Source organism: Mesorhizobium sangaii (genome assembly GCF_014207355.1).
Taxonomy (GTDB): Bacteria; Pseudomonadota; Alphaproteobacteria; order Rhizobiales; family Rhizobiaceae; genus Mesorhizobium; species Mesorhizobium sangaii.
Map to the genome: position 1 here is coordinate 932,565 of NZ_JACHEF010000003.1, position 15,636 is coordinate 948,200.

The 15,636-nt window shown below is 63.9% G+C and carries 15 protein-coding genes; 3 read left to right on the forward strand and 12 right to left on the reverse strand.

The annotated features are described in order from the left end of the window. Positions 1–8: 8 nt before the first annotated feature. Positions 9–917: an agmatinase gene (locus tag HNQ71_RS19595; protein WP_184874297.1), complete on the forward strand. Its 909-nt coding sequence runs from the start codon at positions 9–11 to the stop codon at positions 915–917. 30 nt (positions 918–947) lie between these two features. On the opposite strand, the gene HNQ71_RS19600 is transcribed toward HNQ71_RS19595, so the two are convergent. The 7 genes from HNQ71_RS19600 to HNQ71_RS19630 form a co-directional block, all read right to left on the reverse strand. Further along, positions 948–1,601, reverse strand: coding sequence for a glutathione S-transferase family protein (locus tag HNQ71_RS19600; RefSeq protein ID WP_184874299.1), 654 nt, complete (start codon positions 1,599–1,601; stop codon positions 948–950). Between the two features lie 55 nt (positions 1,602–1,656). Next, a complete protein-coding gene (locus tag HNQ71_RS19605) occupies positions 1,657–2,529 on the reverse strand; it encodes an aldose 1-epimerase family protein (protein ID WP_184874301.1) in 873 nt (290 codons plus the stop codon). 174 nt (positions 2,530–2,703) lie between these two features. Continuing rightward, positions 2,704–3,420 (reverse strand): Bax inhibitor-1/YccA family protein, encoded by a 717-nt coding sequence (locus tag HNQ71_RS19610; RefSeq protein ID WP_184874302.1) that lies wholly within the window; start codon positions 3,418–3,420, stop codon positions 2,704–2,706. A 22-nt stretch (positions 3,421–3,442) separates the two neighbouring features. After that, positions 3,443–4,216 (reverse strand): anti-sigma factor family protein, encoded by a 774-nt coding sequence (locus HNQ71_RS19615; RefSeq protein ID WP_184874303.1) that lies wholly within the window; start codon positions 4,214–4,216, stop codon positions 3,443–3,445. Next, positions 4,216–4,746, reverse strand: a complete 531-nt coding sequence (locus tag HNQ71_RS19620; RefSeq protein ID WP_425492248.1) for a sigma-70 family RNA polymerase sigma factor — start codon at positions 4,744–4,746, stop codon at positions 4,216–4,218. The genes HNQ71_RS19615 and HNQ71_RS19620 overlap by 1 nt, the downstream gene beginning before the upstream one ends. 221 nt (positions 4,747–4,967) lie before the next feature. Continuing rightward, positions 4,968–5,783, reverse strand: coding sequence for a phosphonoacetaldehyde hydrolase (gene phnX / locus HNQ71_RS19625; protein WP_184874305.1), 816 nt, complete (start codon positions 5,781–5,783; stop codon positions 4,968–4,970). Next, the gene (locus HNQ71_RS19630; RefSeq protein WP_184874306.1) at positions 5,780–6,940 is read right to left on the reverse strand and encodes a TIGR03364 family FAD-dependent oxidoreductase; all 1,161 of its coding nucleotides are present in this window, start codon (positions 6,938–6,940) and stop codon (positions 5,780–5,782) included. The genes phnX and HNQ71_RS19630 overlap by 4 nt, the downstream gene beginning before the upstream one ends. 162 nt (positions 6,941–7,102) lie before the next feature. Here HNQ71_RS19630 and HNQ71_RS19635 point away from each other — a divergent pair, with 162 nt between their 5' ends. Together HNQ71_RS19635 and mazG are read left to right on the forward strand one after the other, a co-directional pair. Continuing rightward, positions 7,103–8,287, forward strand: a complete 1,185-nt coding sequence (locus HNQ71_RS19635) for an amino acid aminotransferase (RefSeq protein WP_184874307.1) — start codon at positions 7,103–7,105, stop codon at positions 8,285–8,287. A 90-nt stretch (positions 8,288–8,377) separates the two neighbouring features. Then, the gene (gene mazG, locus HNQ71_RS19640) at positions 8,378–9,202 is read left to right on the forward strand and encodes a nucleoside triphosphate pyrophosphohydrolase (protein ID WP_184874308.1); all 825 of its coding nucleotides are present in this window, start codon (positions 8,378–8,380) and stop codon (positions 9,200–9,202) included. Between the two features lie 6 nt (positions 9,203–9,208). Here the strand turns inward: mazG and hflX are convergent, their stop codons facing one another. From hflX to HNQ71_RS19665, 5 genes are all read right to left on the reverse strand, one after another. Further along, positions 9,209–10,600, reverse strand: coding sequence for a GTPase HflX (hflX, locus tag HNQ71_RS19645; RefSeq protein WP_184874309.1), 1,392 nt, complete (start codon positions 10,598–10,600; stop codon positions 9,209–9,211). Next, on the reverse strand, positions 10,601–10,846 hold the full coding sequence (hfq, locus tag HNQ71_RS19650) for an RNA chaperone Hfq (protein ID WP_006202172.1): 246 nt from the start codon (positions 10,844–10,846) through the stop codon (positions 10,601–10,603). Positions 10,847–10,991: 145 nt separating this feature from the next. Next, on the reverse strand, positions 10,992–11,855 hold the full coding sequence (locus tag HNQ71_RS19655) for a D-amino-acid transaminase (protein ID WP_184874310.1): 864 nt from the start codon (positions 11,853–11,855) through the stop codon (positions 10,992–10,994). A gap of 101 nt (positions 11,856–11,956) precedes the next feature. Then, positions 11,957–13,318, reverse strand: coding sequence for a nitrogen assimilation response regulator NtrX (ntrX, locus tag HNQ71_RS19660; RefSeq protein WP_095091615.1), 1,362 nt, complete (start codon positions 13,316–13,318; stop codon positions 11,957–11,959). Then, a complete protein-coding gene (locus tag HNQ71_RS19665; RefSeq protein ID WP_184874311.1) occupies positions 13,308–15,593 on the reverse strand; it encodes a sensor histidine kinase NtrY-like in 2,286 nt (761 codons plus the stop codon). Before HNQ71_RS19665 ends, ntrX begins: the two co-directional genes overlap by 11 nt. Positions 15,594–15,636: the final 43 nt, after the last annotated feature.

Below are 15,636 nucleotides of genomic sequence, written 5' to 3' on the forward strand. Positions count from 1 at the left end.
AAGAGCAAATGACCACATCTCCCTTTCTCGGCTTTCCCGATCGCCTCGCCGATGGCCGCGTTCCCGGTGCGGTGATCTTCGGTGCCGGTCACGGCAGCACCTATCCCGGCAAGGACAGCAGCGGCCATGCCTTGGCCGCCGATGCCATCCGCGCCGCGAGCCAGGGCGATGCCGCGCTCGTAGAGCACTGGGATTTCGATCTCGGCGGCCCGCTGTTCGACGGCAAGCAGCGCTGCTGCATCGACACTGGCGACATCCCGACCATTTTGCATGACAATGCCGGCAACCGGACCCGGATCGAGGCGAAGACGCGCGAGGTCCTGGCATTGCCGGCCGTACCGATCCTGCTGGGCGGCGACTGTTCCGTGACCTTTCCCTTCCTCGCCGGCTTTGCGGATCACGGACCGGTCTGGATCCTGCAGATCGACGCCCATATCGATTGGCGCGACGAGGTGTCTGGCGAGCGTCACGGCTATTCGAGCCCGATGCGCCGCGCGAGCGAGATGCCGCATGTCGCCGGCCTGGTGCAGGTCGGCCTTCGCAGCGTTGGCAGCGCAGGCATAACCGAGTTCGAAGCAGCGCGGCGCTATGGCAGCCGCTTCGTGACCGCCCGCGAAATTCACGCCCAGGGTGTCGAAGCCGCGCTGCGGCATATTCCGGAAGGATCGCGGGTTGTTGTCACGCTCGACTGCGACGCCCTCGATCCCAGCATCATGCCGGGCGTGGCGGCGCGTACGCCCGGCGGCCTCACCTACACGCAGGTGATCGACCTGATCGCCGGCCTCGGCAGGCGGGCCAGGATCGCAGGATTCGATCTTGTCGAATTCTATCCTCCCACCGATATCGATGGCGTGTCGGCTCTGACCGCCGCACGCCTTCTCGTCAATGTGGTCGGCACCATCGCCCGGCAGGTTTGAAAGCCGGTTTCTTCTCGGAGCACGTGCCCGCTAATCTGCCGCCGTTCGTGGGACCGGCGGCAATGCTGGCGCGTCCAATCCCTTAAAGGGATCGCGCCAGGCCTCGATCTCTTCAAGCCTACGATACCAGCGGCCGACAGAGGGATAGTCACCGAGCGGCAGTCTGGCGGCGTCGTTGAATGGCAGAAAGGTCGCCATGCGGAAGTCGGCATAGGAAACCGAATTTCCGACCAGCCATTCCCGTGCGAAAAGCTCTGTCTCGAGTATTGCCGCGGCCGTGCGGAAATGTGTCAGCCCCTCCTCCACCCGTTGCTGATCAATCGGGCCTATGCCGTACCGCTGTTTGGTGCCACGTTCGAAATGCACCGTGTCGCAAGCGAATGCGAAGTGCTCCTTGCCCCAACTCAGCCACCGGATCATCTCGGGCTCGTCATCGCCGGTGCGCCAGAAATCCGAATGCACGTCGCGCGAGAGCCGGCAGGCTATGGCGTCTGCCTCCCAAAGGCTTTTTCCGCTGTCTTCCACAAGTATGGGCAAAGAGAGATTGGGGTTTAGCAATCGATATTTCTCTGCCTGCCCCGGGGCGAATGGCGAGGCGAATTCAAATTCGACATTCGCATCGAGATAGCGGGCCACCGCGACGGCGAGCCGAGGATTGGGATTGCGGCTGAAGTAAAGCTTCATTGGCCACCTCCGGTGTGGCTGGCCAACGCTTTGGCTGATCTGTCGTTGACAGGTGTCACAGCAGCCGGATCTGATAGCTGAGCACGCGCCTCGCGCCCGGCGCGACCAGCATCAGGCCCGGCTTGTCGACAAAATCGCCGTCGAAGCCCACCGGACTTGCGATGCCGTGCCAGGGCTCGATGCAAAGGAACGGTGCGCCGCCCGGCTTTGACCAGACGCCCAATTCCTGAAATCCCTGCCACGCTACCTCGATCGCCGGACCACGCCCGGCGGCATAACGCACGCTGGTGCTAGCCGGCTGGTCGAGAATGACCGCGTCCTCGTCGAACAGCCGCTCTGAGAGAGCGAGTATGTTGCCTTCGACAGGCGTCGGCTGCGGCGTTTTGAGCAGCAGGCCGTCTTTCAGGCGACGGATCGGAGCAGGCTCGGCAGCGGCGAAAGTCAGTTGGTAATCCGTCTTGGCCAGATCCGGCAGCAACGGCCAGTTGAATGCAGGATGCGCCCCGATGGACGCCGGCATCGGCTCTTCGCCGGTGTTGGTGATGTCGAAGCTCACGCCTAGCTGCCGGCGGTCCAGCGTGTAGGTCACGGCGAGGCGGAAGGCGAATGGATAGTGCGCGCGGGTATCGGCGTCGTCGGTGAGAACCAGCGTGCAGGATCGTGGCCCGCTCTGCGCCCAGGCAAACGGCTTGTCGCGCGCGAATCCGTGCTGCGTCATCGGATAGCTCTGGCCGCGATGGCGCAGTTGATCTCCGTTCAGCCGGCCGACGATCGGAAACAGCACCGGCGAATGCCGCCGCCAGGCCGGCCCGGCCTGCCACAGGAACTCAAATCCGTCTGCGCCTTGCAGCGAAACCAGTTCGGCGCCCTGCGCGACGACGGTCGCCGAGATGCCGTCGCCCTGAAGCGTTTGGCTGTCTTGTGCCATATGTCCTCGCGCGGCCGGTGTTCAGGCGGATGCCGCGGGCAACTTAGCAAAAGCCCTTGCGGACTCAAGCTGTGGTCGGCCTTGCCGGGTCGATTGTTGGCCGGAGGATCTCCCCTCCGGCCATGTCTCAGTGTCCAGTTCTGGTGGCGGCGACACTTGCCAGCCCTGCCCCGGCTACTCGCGTTCGCCGGTGAAGTTCAGCAGCAGCTGGAAGATGTTGATGAAGTTCAGATAGAGCGAGAAAGCACCGAAGACAGCCAGCTTCTGGCGCGATTCCGCGTCGAAATTCTCGGCATACTGCTCCTTGATCGTCTGCGTGTCCCAGGCGGTCAGGCCGATGAACACGGCGATACCGATCACCGAGATGGCAAACTGCAGAGCGGTCGAACCCAGGAAGATGTTGACGATGCTGGCGATCACCACGCCGATCAGGCCCATGATCAGGAACGACGAGAACTGGGTCAGGTCACGTCTGGTCGTGTAGCCGTAGAGGCTGGTGGCGCCGAACATGGTGGCCGCGATGAAGAAGGTGCGTGCGATGCTGGTTCCGGTGAAGACCAGGAACACCGAGGCCAGCGACAGGCCCATGACCGCGCAGAAGGCCCAGAACATCGCCTGGGCGCTGGCCGCCGACATGGTCTGCATCTTGAACGAGAACAACATGACAAAGGCCAGCGGCGCCAGCATCACCACCCATTTCAGCGGGCTGGAAAAGATCGGCACGTAGAGCGCCGGCGTCGACGAGATCATGAGGGCGACCAGGCCGGTGACCACGAGGCCAACGCCCATGTAGTTGTAGACGCGCAGCATATGCTGGCGCAGGCCCTCGTCATAGACGGCTCCGGTTTGGGCACCGGCGCCGACTCGGTATCCCAGATTGGGGGTATTCATTTGGCTTCTCCTTGTGGATCGGTCAGTAAAGCGTTTTGGCGAGCGTCTCGGCAGCGCGGTCGAGGTCGTGGACCTCGCTTCGTCCGACCACCGCATAGGCGACCTCGCCGATCTGGAAATAGGCCGATGAGATGTCGCCCGAAGGCGCGACAGTCGGCTTGACGACATCGAAATTTCCCGGCCGGATCGCAAACAGCGAGACCAGCCCCATCTCTTTCGTCTCGACAGCCATCTCGACGCTCGGACCGAAGCGCGACGGATAGATCTGCACGTCGCGGACCTTCCAGCCCTTGGGCAGCGACGGCATGACGATGGCGGTGGCGGCGCGGATCTCGCCGGCATTGTAGTTGGGTGCCTCGGGCTGCGAAGGCATGGTCTCGCGCACCAGCGTCGTTCTATGGGCCCGCACCGCCTCGTCGACATAGGCGGGCGGCTGCGGCGAGGCGACGACCTTGGTCACCGACATCGGCCCGATAATGCCGTTTGCCAGCCAGCCGGCGGCGACGAAAGCGGCCACTGCCGCCGCGCGCTGCAGCACACCGAAGATGCGGCCGCGGAAAAGCCCCCTCTCCAGCCGCCGCGCGGCGTCGGCGGTCGCCGGCCGCGCCATGCCCCTGGACCCGGCAAGCGCCACGCGCAGCTCGTCGCGGGTCCGCAAGTCCGACATCACGCGCGCCGCCGCCTCCGGACGGGTGGACAAAAACGCCTCGACCTCAATGCGGCGGGTGACATCGAGCTGGTCGTCGACATAGGCGTCGAGGTCGGCATCGGCCACGGGATCGACAGTTCCAGTCATCACGGTCCTCCAACGATCCTGAGGTGGTTTTTCGTCTTCGAGGGCGCCGCGTCCTCCATCTCGCGCAGTGCGGCACGCGCCCTGCCGATGCGCGACATCAGCGTTCCCAGCGGCACGCTGCTCGCATCGGCCGCCTGTTGATAGGAAAGCCCTTCGATGGCGACGAGATGCAGGGCCGAGCGCTGTTCTTCCGGCAGGCTGAAAAAGGCTTCGCGCACCTGCGCCAGGCGCACGGAGTGTTCCTGCGGCGGCGGTGTGCTGCCCTCGGCAAGATATCCGGCCTGTTCGAGGCGAGCGGCCTCGGATTTGCGGGAGCGCATTTTGTCGATGAATGTGTTGTGCACGATCGACAGCAGCCATGCGCGCAAATTACCGCTAGAGCGGAAAGTGGCGCGCCGCTCATAGGCGCGCACCAGGGCGTCATGCACGAGATCCTCGGCGTCCGAGCTGTCACGCGTCAGCGAGCGCGCGTAGCGGCGCAGCGACCCGAGCTGCCCTATGATGTCAAAACGCGGCATCGACCGTTTCATGCCCTGTTTACGGAGCATGTGGGGATCCTAATCCCTGCCGCGCCAATATTTTCGCGGATCTCTGGAGGACATCGTTCGCAACTGCCCTCGGTGCAGTTACCCCGCAGGCGCGCAACACCCACCTGCGATAGGTTCACAAGCCCAATTCCATTTGAAGGGCCGCGCGCCTTGGGGTGCCGCCTGTCTTGCGTTGTGCAGGTGACACTGGGCCGAGTGAACGATCAGGGCCTTTCGCCGCGCCGCAGCTTGCCTTCAATGGCGGCGATCACGGGCATCAGATCGGCAACGCCGTTGACAACGAAATGCGCGCCGGCGGCCGTGAGTTTGGCCGATGCCGCGGCCCGTTTCACCCTGAACACATCCGCAGCCATAGCCTGCGTCTCCGCCAGCGTGTGACCAAAGACATTGCCGGTCACCGCCACGCCGACGGTCCACGCGCCCGCATTGATCCCCTCGCCGATACCGACCTCGGTGTCATCGACCTTGACACACAGCCACGGCGGATAGACGCCGAGTTCGGTCAGCGCTTTCCAGAGCATGAACGGCGTCGGCCTGCCGTCGGCCGTATCGCCGGTGCAGACCAGGCAATCCGGCGAAAAGCCCTGCGCGGCAGCAACCGGCAGTATCTCCGCCATGATGTCGCGCGTGTAGCCGGTTGTCGTGCCGATCTTGAGGCCGCGCTTCCGCAACGCCTTGACCACATCGACAACACCGGGAATGACATCCGAGAACCGCGCCGCCACGGCCCGGTTCTTCGGCACGAATACCTGATAGATGGCGTCGATATCGGCCTCCGTCGGCGCATGCCCGTGCTGCTCCGTCCAGGCGGCGGCGATCCTGGGCTGTGCCAGCAGTGCTGCGATATGCGGGCGCTTGGCCATTCCCATCGGCCCCCTCGCCTCATCGACGCTGATCGCCACGCCGAATTCGGCGAAGGCCTCGACAAAGACACCCATCGGCGCCAGCGAACCGTGATCGACAACGGTGCCGGCCCAGTCGAGCACGATGGCGCGAAGCAAACCATGGGTGGGCATCATGCGATCTTCCTGGCGTCCGCCGTGGTTGAACCGAAAAGCTCGTCGACCACCTCTTCGGCGATCGCGAACGAGGTGCTGGCGCCGGTGCCGCTGGTGATCATGACCAGCCGCACGCCCTCCCGAGGCGCGTCGGCGAACATCGTTTGGCCGGTTGCCGAGGCATAGATGCCGGTCCAGCGTTCCAGCACGGGCGGCGGCGGGCCACCAAAGACGGCGCTGAACTCCTCGAGGATGAGGTCGTCGACACGCCCCGAGGCGAACGGATCGGGCGTTGTCGCATAATGGTGGGAATCGCCCACCACGAGCGTGCCATCGGCACTCTGGACGACGATCAGATGCACGCCGTTGTCGAGCGCGTCGCGTTGCTCTACTTCCAGCCGGCTTCGCAACGCGGCGGCTTCTGGCAAAGCGGCGTAACCGCTGTAACGCGCCAGCCCAAGATCCGACATCACCGCTGCCGGCAACCGGAAGCCGGGATCGGCAAGGCGCATCATCTGCAATTTGCAGCGGGTGACGCCGTATAGCGCGATGCGATCGGGGTAAAGCGTGGCCAGATCGTCGCCGGGGCAGACGATCACCTTGTCGGCGAAAACCGGGCCCCGGCTGGTCTCGATCTCGGGCGGCTCGATCGAGCGCACCGCCGTCTCGCGCCGGAATTCGACGCCGTGCTTTTCGGCGAGGAAGGTTGCCAGCTGCGGGATGGCCTGGCGAGATTCGACACGCACATCGTGCGGGCTCCACAGCCCGCCGGCAAAATTCCGGCCCGCCAGTTCGGGATGGTCGCGACGAAGCGCATCGGGTTCGAGCAGCAGACAACCCTCGCCCATCTCGGTTTGAAGAAACGCCTCGACCACCGAGCGCGCTTCCGGGCGGCGCGCGACGACGACCACGCCGCGCTGGATGACTTTGATGCCGGCGGGCGCGGCCAGTTCCAGCCAGATGTCGCGAGATCGCATGGCACGTCGCCATACCTGGCCGCGTTCCTGACCACTGACCGTAACAAAGCCGAAATTACGCACCGAAGCGCCGTTGGCCTGAGCGTCGCGGTCTATGACGACGACGCTGAGACCGCGACGGATGGCGGCGAGCGCATGGGCGAGACCGACAATGCCGGCGCCAACGATGGCGAGGTCGAACTGTTGGTGTCTGCTTGTCATTTTCCCCACGCGGATCAAAGGTCTCTCATCAAACTCTGTCCATATGACAGGAGCGTGTACGACGCAGCTGCAGAATCCGCGTCTCGGGGTGGCGCAACTAAAGCGCTGGCGAAATACGTCCGATTTGCGTATCACTCCGCCGCGCCAATGGAACCATTGCCAATGTTTGAAGATCTGCAGCCCGCCCCCGCCGACAAGATCCTTGCCTTGATCGGCCTCTATCGCGCCGATCCGCGTCCCGACAAGGTCGATCTCGGTGTCGGCGTCTACAAGGATCGCAATGGCAAGACGCCGGTCATGCGTGCCGTGCGCGAGGCCGAAAAGCGCCTGCTGCAGGGCCAGGACACCAAGACCTATCTCGGCCTGGCCGGCGATGTCGGCTTCAACGTGGTGATGGCCAAGCTTGCCTTCGGTCCAGGCGCCGACATGACGCGCATCCGCGCCGCACAGGCGCCCGGCGGCTCGGGCGCACTGCGCCTGGTGGCGGAACTGCTGAAGCGGACGCGTTCGGACGCGACGACCTGGCTTTCGGACCCGACCTGGCCGAACCACATGCCGGTGATGCGCGCCGCTGGCCTGCAGATCCGCGAATACCCCTATTTCGATGCGGCTTCGGGTGCCGTTCGCTTCGACGACATGCTGGCAGCGCTGCGGACGGCAAAGAGCGGCGACGTAGTGCTGCTGCATGGCTGCTGCCACAACCCGACCGGCGCCAATCTGGACAGCGCCCAATGGGCGGCCGTTGCCGATCTGGTCGTCGAGCGTGGCCTGCTGCCGTTTGTCGACATCGCCTATCAGGGCTTTGGCGATGGCCTCGAGGCCGATGCTCTCGGCTTGCGCCTGCTGGCCGCGAAGGTTCCGGAAATGGTCGTCGCGTCGAGTTGCTCGAAGAACTTCGCCGTCTACCGCGACCGCGTCGGCGCGGCGATGATCCTGGCCAAGGACGGAGCCCAAGCCGATCTGGCGATGGGTCAAATGCTGTCGGCGGCGCGCGCCATGTATTCGATGCCGCCGGATCACGGTGCCGCCGCAGTGCGCATCGTGCTGGAAGACGCTGCGTTGCGCGCGGACTGGGAGGCCGAACTCGAGGAGATGCGGCTGCGCATGCTCAGGCTGCGGGTGCAGTTCGCCGAGGCGCTGCGCCGGCAGTCCAATTCCGACCGCTTCGATTTCGTAGCCAGCCACCGGGGCATGTTCTCCCGCCTTGGCCTCACGGAGGCGCAGGTCGAGCGGCTGCGCGCCGAGCACGGTATCTACATGGTCGGCGACAGCCGCATCAACGTCGCCGGTCTGCCCGAGGACGGGATGGACGAACTGGCCAAGGCGATCGTTTCCGTTCTTGATTGACAGGGCTGGACATCCAGCGCCTGTGGACAAGGCTTCCTTGCCGGCCGACAGCGTTGGCCGTGCGAGCGGCAGCGCGATAGCATCGGTCGCATGACGCCATCGAAAGACATTTCACGCCTGATCGAGATCATGGCAGCGCTGCGTGCGCCGAAGACTGGTTGTCCATGGGACATCGAGCAGGATTTCTCGACCATCGCGCCCTATACGATCGAGGAGGCCTATGAGGTGGCGGATGCCATCGCGCGCGGTGACCTCGACGATCTGCGCGACGAACTCGGCGACCTTCTGCTGCAGGTCGTCTACCACGCGCAAATGGCCGAGGAGGCCGGTGAATTTGCCTTCGGCGATGTGGTCCAGGCCATCACGACGAAGATGATCCGTCGCCACCCGCATGTCTTCGGCGACGAGAAGGCCCGCAGCGCCGGCATGGCCAAGGGCATGTGGGAAAAGATCAAGGCCGAGGAAAAGGGGGAGAAACGAAGTGCCCGCCTCGCCCGCGGTCTCGACCCCGAGGACAATGGCAAGGGGTTTCTGGACAGTATTCCCGTCGCCCTGCCCGCGCTGACGCGAGCGCTGAAACTGCAGGAGAAAGCCGCCCGCGTCGGCTTCGACTGGAGCGAGGCAGCGCCTATCCTCGACAAGATCGAGGAAGAGATCGGCGAGTTGCGCGAGGCGCTGGCCAAGGGCGACACCACATCGATCAAGGACGAATTCGGCGACATGCTGTTTGCCGTCGTCAATCTCGGCAGGCACCTCAAGCTCGATTCGGAAGCCGCGCTGAGCGGCACCAATGAGAAGTTCCGCTCACGCTTCCACTATGTCGAGCAGGCGCTGGAGAAATCCGGCAACACGCTGGACAAGGCGACCCTAGCCGAGATGGAAGCGCTCTGGCAGCAAGCAAAAACCGCGAAGTAAGCGACGTTACCCTTTGGTTTTGGCGCGCAATCTGCTTTCGATCTCGTCGCGGGCGCTTTGCGTCGCCTTGAGCGAGATGGTGGCGCTGCCGTTGTCATTGTCGGTTCGCGAAACGACGTCGCCATTGCGGTAGAGCCAGTCGACAAGACCGAACTGTGCCGGCTCGATCGTCACCGTCAGGTCTTCGAGCTCGCCCGCCATGCGCGTTTCGATGATCGCCTTCAGCGCATCGATGCCCTCGCCGGTCACCGCCGACACCGCAACCGGCGGTGCCTTGCTGGCGTCGGCGCCATCGGCAAGAAGCCGGTTCCGGTTGCCTTCGTCGAGCCTGTCGATCTTGTTCCACACTTCGATGACCCGCTTGGCGTCGCCGGCGTCGACACCGAGGTCGGCGAGGATGCGCTCGACATCCTCGGCCTGCGCGGCTGTGTCGGGATCGGAAATGTCGCGCAGGTGGATGACGAGGTCGGCCTCCACCACCTCTTCCAGAGTGGCGCGGAAAGCGGCGATCAGATGCGTCGGCAAGTCCGAGATGAAACCGACGGTGTCGGAAAGGATGATCGGCGTGCCATGCGGCAGGCGCACGCGGCGCAGCGTCGGGTCGAGAGTGGCGAACAGCATGTCCTGAGCCAGCACGCCGGCTCCGGTCAGCCGGTTGAACAAGGTCGACTTGCCGGCATTGGTGTAGCCGACGATGGCCACCACCGGAAACGGCACCTTCTTGCGCTTGGCGCGGTGCAGGTCGCGGGTGCGGCGCACGGTTTCCAGTTCGTGCTTCAGCTTGATGATCTTGTCCTGAAGCACGCGCCGGTCCGATTCGATCTGCGTTTCACCGGGACCACCGAGGAAGCCGGCGCCGCCGCGCTGGCGCTCGAGGTGGGTCCAGCTGCGCACAAGACGGCCCTTCTGGTAATTGAGATGGGCAAGCTCGACCTGCAGCGTGCCTTCCTTGGTGCGCGCGCGCTCGCCAAAGATCTCAAGGATCAGCCCGGTGCGGTCCAGCACTTTGGCATTCAGTTCCTTTTCGAGATTGCGCTGCTGCACCGGGGTCAGCGGATGGTCGACGATGACCACTTCCGCATGACCCTCTTTGACGATTTCGGCGAACTCGGCGACTTTGCCGCTGCCGAGCAACGTCGCCGGGCGCGGATCGTTGACGGTCACGACCGCCGTGTGGATCAGGTCCAGGTTGATGGCGCGGGCAAGGCCGACGGCCTCGTCATGACGAGCGTCGGCCGAACGCGTCAGCCGCGGACGGTTGGTATCGTCATCGCCGCGCGGCTGGCGGGTAAGCACCGGCACGATGACAACGGCCCGGGTCGGGCCCTTGGCTTCCGTCCCGGGATGATGTGCTGGTTTTCCGCGAACTGGTGCGTCCGCGTCTCTCTCACGTGCCAATCAGGCGCCCTGGCTTTCCTCGCCATCGAACATCTGAACCGGCTGGCTCGGCATGATCGTGGAAATGGCGTGCTTGTAGACGAGCTGGGAATGACCGTCCCGGCGCAGCAGGACACAGAAATTGTCGAACGAAGTGACCACGCCGGTCAGCTTCACGCCGTTGATGAGGAAGATGGTGAGCGGGTTCTTGCTCTTGCGAACTGAATTCAGGAACAGGTCCTGAAGGTTTTGCGATCGTTCCGCCATTGTTCTTGTCTTTCGCCGATCCCCTTCGGTTTGCAAGCCAATGCGCCAAATTAACGGGCACATGTCAAGCGCGCAAACACCGTCTTGTCGTCAGTAACGACAAGCAGAACGAGATTAATTGATGTTCATTCCACCTGTGCGGTTATCAGGCTGGACTTTTTTCCGCAATGTCAAAAAAGGCCTGACGCAAGGAAAGTGTTACTGAGCCGGGGTGTCCATTGGCAACCGGATCGCCATCGATGGCCACCACCGGCATGGCAATTGTCGTCGCGGAACTGATGAACGCCTCACGCGCTGCCTTGGCCTCGGCGACGGAAAAACCACGCTCCTCGATCTTCAGGCCGAGGCTGGCCGCCACCTCGAACATGGTCGTGCGGGTGATGCCCCGCAGGATGCCGTGCTCGGCCGGCCTGGTGACCAGAACGCCATCCCTAGTGACGATCCAGGCATTCGACGAGCCGCCTTCCTTGACCGTGCCGTCGCCGTCGACGAACCATGCCTCCTGCGCACCGGCTTCCTTGGCCTTCTGCTTGGCAAGCACGTTAGGCAGCAGGCCGACGCTCTTGATATCGACCCGGTCCCAGCGATTCTCCGGCACGGTTATGACCGCAATGCCGGTTTCAGCCCGCTTTGCTCCGGCGGCAGGATCGGCTTTCCTGGCTGTGACCACCAGGGACGACTTGGTGTCCGCCGACGGGAAGACAAAGTCTCGGATGGCGACGCCGCGCGTGACCTGGACATAGACCAGGCCGTTGGCGACATGATTGCGGTTGACCACCTCGCGCAGGATGAGCGGCAGGACACCGCGCGTCACCGGCCAGGCAATCGACAGTTCGGTCAGCGAGCGGTTCAACCGGGCCAGATGGCGCGGCATGTCGACGATGAAGCCACGCGCCACCTCGCACACCTCGTAGACACCATCGGCGAACTGATAGCCGCGGTCCTCGATATGCACGGCAGCGTCCGCGTGAGCGACGTAGCGCCCGTTGACATAGGCAATGCGCGGCATTGGCGACCCCTGGATAATTCTCGGGCTTTCTTATGCGATTCCGCCGCTGCCGTAACCGGCAAATGGTTGGCCCAAGAGCGGCCGACCGGACGTCGCGCCGGTCAGACGCCCAGCGACTTCAACTTGCGGTGCAAAGCGGAGCGCTCCATGCCGATGAACTCGGCGGTTTTCGAGATGTTGCCGCCAAAGCGGTTGATCTGGGCGATCAGATAGTCCTTCTCGAACTGTTCGCGCGCCTCGCGCAGCGGCAGCGCCATGATGTGCTGGTCGGATTGATTCGGCGTGCGCGGCATGACATCGCCGATCTCGGACGGCAACAGGTCGGCGGTGATCGGCGCATCGACGTCATCGCCGCGCGCCAGGATCATCAGGCGCTCGACATTGTTGCGCAGCTGGCGGACGTTGCCCGGCCAGTTGTGCGCCTGCAGCACGGCCAGCGCGTCATCGCCGATGCGGCGCGGCTTGATGCCGGCCTGACGGGCGATCTGCTTCATGAAATTGTCGACAAGGTAAGGAATGTCCTCGCGCCGCTCGGCCAGTCCCGGCACCATGACCGGAACCACCGCCAGGCGATGATAAAGATCCTCGCGGAAACGCCCATCGGCGATCATCGCTTCGAGGTTCTGCGAGGTCGAGGAAATGATACGGACGTCGACCTTGACCCGCTTAGTGCCACCTACCCGCTCGAACTGCTGCTCGACCAGCACGCGCAGGATCTTGTTCTGCGTCTCGCGCGGCATGTCGGCCACTTCGTCGATGTAGAGGATGCCGCGATGGGCCTCCTCGAGCGCGCCGACCTTGCGCTCGACACCGTTCGATTCGGTGCCGAACAGCTCGATCTCCATGCGTTCGGGCGTGATGTTGGCGGCGCTCAATGTCACGAATGGCGCGCCCTTGCGTGCCGACAGCGTGTGGATGGCGCGCGCGGCCAGTTCCTTGCCCGAGCCTGACGGACCGATGATCATGACGCGGCTGTTGGTCGGTGCGACGCGCTCGATGGTCTGGCGCAGCTGGCTCATCGCCGACGACATGCCGATCAGATCGAAGGTTTCGCCGCTGCGCAGCTTGAGGTCGGAAACCTCGCGCCGCAATTTCGAGGTTTCGAGCGCACGCTCGGCAATGAGGATCAGCCTGTCGGCCTTGAACGGTTTTTCGATGAAGTCATAGGCGCCGCGACGAATGGCGGAGACGGCCGTTTCGATGTTGCCGTGACCGGAGATCATCACCACCGGCAAGGTCGGGTGCATCGTCTTGATCTCGTCGAGCAGCGCCAGGCCGTCCAGCCGCGAGCCCTGCAGCCAGATGTCGAGGAAAATCAGCCGCGGCGCCCGGTCGGCGATCGCCGCCAATGCGCTATCGGCATCGAATGCCGTGCGGGTTTCGTGACCTTCGTCGCTCAGGATGCCTGCGACGAGTTCACGGATGTCTTCCTCGTCATCGACGATGAGAATATCAGACGCCATTACCGACCTTTTCAGTTTCTCGTTCGTTTTCCGTCCTGCTTTCGCCACGCGGAAGCGCGACCGCAACAGGTGGCAAGATGATGCTGATCATCGCGCCGCGCCCGCCGTGGAAATCCTCGGGCGCATCATGAAGTTCCAGTCTGCCACCATGGTCCTCCACTATCTTCTTGACGATAGCGAGACCGAGCCCGGTGCCCTTCTCGCGTGTGGTCATATAGGGCTCGAGCAGCCGTTGGCGATTCTCGCGCGGCAGCCCTTTGCCATTGTCGATGACGTCGATGCGAATCGCGCCATTCTGGCGGCCGGCTTGAATCCGGATTATGCCGTGCGAGCCATCCTTCTGTTCCAGCCCGTCGATCGCTTCGGCGGCGTTCTTGATCACATTGCCGAAAGCCTGCGCCATCAGCCGGCTGTCGAACGTGCCCTTGAGCGGCTCGCTGCCGAATACCCGTTCGAAGGTGATGTCGGAGCGGCTGACCTCGACCAGGAACGAGGCCTCGCGCAGCGATTCACGCAGGTCGATGGCCTTCATTTCGGGCTTCGGCATGCGGGCAAACGCCGAGAACTCGTCGACCATGCGGCCGATATCCTCGACCTGCCGGATGATGGTGTCGGTGCACTGGTCGAAAACCTCGCGGTCCTCGGTGATGACCTTGCCGTAGCGACGCTTGATGCGCTCGGCCGACAGCTGGATCGGCGTCAGCGGGTTCTTGATCTCATGCGCGATGCGCCGCGCCACGTCCGCCCAGGCGGAGGAGCGCTGCGCCTGAACCAGATCGGTGATGTCGTCGACCGTCACGACATAGGATTTTTCCTCCGCGCCGTCGTCGCCGGCCTCGATGGTGATCTGCACGTTGAAGGTCCGCTCGGCACCGGCACGGTAGAAGGTCACCTGCTCGCGGTAGACCGGTTTGCCGGACTTGCGGCCGATCTCGAAGACGCGGCCGACATGCGGCAGCACTGCGGAGAGGTTCTGTCCAAGCGCCGCGTTGGCGGATATGGCCAGCATCGCCTCGGCCGAGCGGTTGACGATGGTGACGATGCCATAAGGGTCGACGCCGATGACGCCGGCGGTGACACCGGCCAACACCGCTTCGGAGAAACGGCGCCGTTCGTCGATCAGGTCCTTGGCGGACAGGATCTCGTTGCGCTGTGATTTCAGTTCGAGAAGCATCTTGTTGAACGTGTCGCCGAGCGAGGCGACATCGCCGTCCGACGGCCTGACGGGAACCGCGACGTCGAGGTTGCCGGTCGCCACCTCGTCGGCGGCGCCGATGAGCTGGCGGATCGGCCGCACAAGGCGGTCGGCGACGGCAATGCCGGTCCAGATCGCGGACAGGATGATGATGAGCGTCAGCGACAGATAGGGCAGCGCGAAGGCCACCTGCGAGGTGCGCCTGTTGTCTTCCAGCCCGCGATATTCGTCGGTGTTGGATCTGACGATCTGCCGCGCCTTGATCACTTCGGGATCGACGAGGCGAATGGTGTAGAGATAGAGCCCATCGATCTCGCGCAGCTTGACGATGGCGCCCATGATGTTGCGCGTTTTCGGCTCGATCAGCACCGGCTTGCCGTCGGAGGCGCTGGCCACGGCGCCTTCCGGCGGCTCGGGCATGGCGAAATCGGTGTCGGTCTTGGCGCTCATGACGAAAGAGCCGTCGGGTTTAATCAGCGCTGCATGGGCCAGCGACCGGCCCACGGCTTCCTTGTTCATCAGGTCGAGAAAGCCAGTCCGATCAAGGCCATAGAGCGTCCTTGACGCGTCGAGGTCATAGGCCATCGACAGTGTCGTGCCCTGCAGGTTGCGGGCGTTTTCCTGGACATAGGCATCGGCGATCGACAATGAGGAATTGACGATCGTCTTGGTGCGGATCTCGAACCAGCGGTCGAGGCCGATGTCGAGCGTGATCGAGGCGATGATCGCCACCATGATGGCGGGAATTGCGGCGACCAGGGCAAACATGGCGACGATGCGCACATGCAGCCGCGAGGCAGCCTTGCCGTGCCGGCGCGCCATCAGGATGCGGTGCACTTCGCGTCCGACCAGCGCGATGAGGAACAGGACGAAGACGGCATTGAGGGCGATCAATGCGAGCGTCGTCGACTCGTTGGGCGTGATCGGCGTGGCGCCGACAAGGATGGTGAACGAAATCGCTGCCGTTACCAGCGCGCCGCCGACCGCGACCACGCCGGGCAGCGCAAGCAGCCTGCGCCCGTCGCGTGCGCCGGGTTCGCTGAAAAGCGGTTGGTTGAGTGTCGGAGCCTGCGGAGCCATGTCGCCGTCTAAAGCCATCATTGCGTCGGATGTATGCAACGCA

Excerpts from the sequence above, each read along its gene's own strand:
- HNQ71_RS19605 (WP_184874301.1), bottom strand. The coding sequence starts at position 2,529 with ATGGCACAAGACAGCCAAACGCTTCAGGGCGACGGCATCTCGGCGACC.
- phnX (WP_184874305.1), bottom strand. The coding sequence starts at position 5,783 with ATGATGCCCACCCATGGTTTGCTTCGCGCCATCGTGCTCGACTGGGCC.
- HNQ71_RS19635 (WP_184874307.1), top strand. The coding sequence starts at position 7,103 with ATGTTTGAAGATCTGCAGCCCGCCCCCGCCGACAAGATCCTTGCCTTG.
- HNQ71_RS19655 (WP_184874310.1), bottom strand. The coding sequence starts at position 11,855 with ATGCCGCGCATTGCCTATGTCAACGGGCGCTACGTCGCTCACGCGGAC.
- ntrX (WP_095091615.1), bottom strand. The coding sequence starts at position 13,318 with ATGGCGTCTGATATTCTCATCGTCGATGACGAGGAAGACATCCGTGAA.
- mazG (WP_184874308.1), top strand. The coding sequence starts at position 8,378 with ATGACGCCATCGAAAGACATTTCACGCCTGATCGAGATCATGGCAGCG.
- HNQ71_RS19620 (WP_425492248.1), bottom strand. The coding sequence starts at position 4,746 with ATGAAACGGTCGATGCCGCGTTTTGACATCATAGGGCAGCTCGGGTCG.
- HNQ71_RS19610 (WP_184874302.1), bottom strand. The coding sequence starts at position 3,420 with ATGAATACCCCCAATCTGGGATACCGAGTCGGCGCCGGTGCCCAAACC.
- HNQ71_RS19600 (WP_184874299.1), bottom strand. The coding sequence starts at position 1,601 with ATGAAGCTTTACTTCAGCCGCAATCCCAATCCTCGGCTCGCCGTCGCG.
- hfq (WP_006202172.1), bottom strand. The coding sequence starts at position 10,846 with ATGGCGGAACGATCGCAAAACCTTCAGGACCTGTTCCTGAATTCAGTT.
- HNQ71_RS19615 (WP_184874303.1), bottom strand. The coding sequence starts at position 4,216 with ATGACTGGAACTGTCGATCCCGTGGCCGATGCCGACCTCGACGCCTAT.
- HNQ71_RS19665 (WP_184874311.1), bottom strand. The coding sequence starts at position 15,593 with ATGGCTCCGCAGGCTCCGACACTCAACCAACCGCTTTTCAGCGAACCC.
- HNQ71_RS19630 (WP_184874306.1), bottom strand. The coding sequence starts at position 6,940 with ATGACAAGCAGACACCAACAGTTCGACCTCGCCATCGTTGGCGCCGGC.
- HNQ71_RS19595 (WP_184874297.1), top strand. The coding sequence starts at position 9 with ATGACCACATCTCCCTTTCTCGGCTTTCCCGATCGCCTCGCCGATGGC.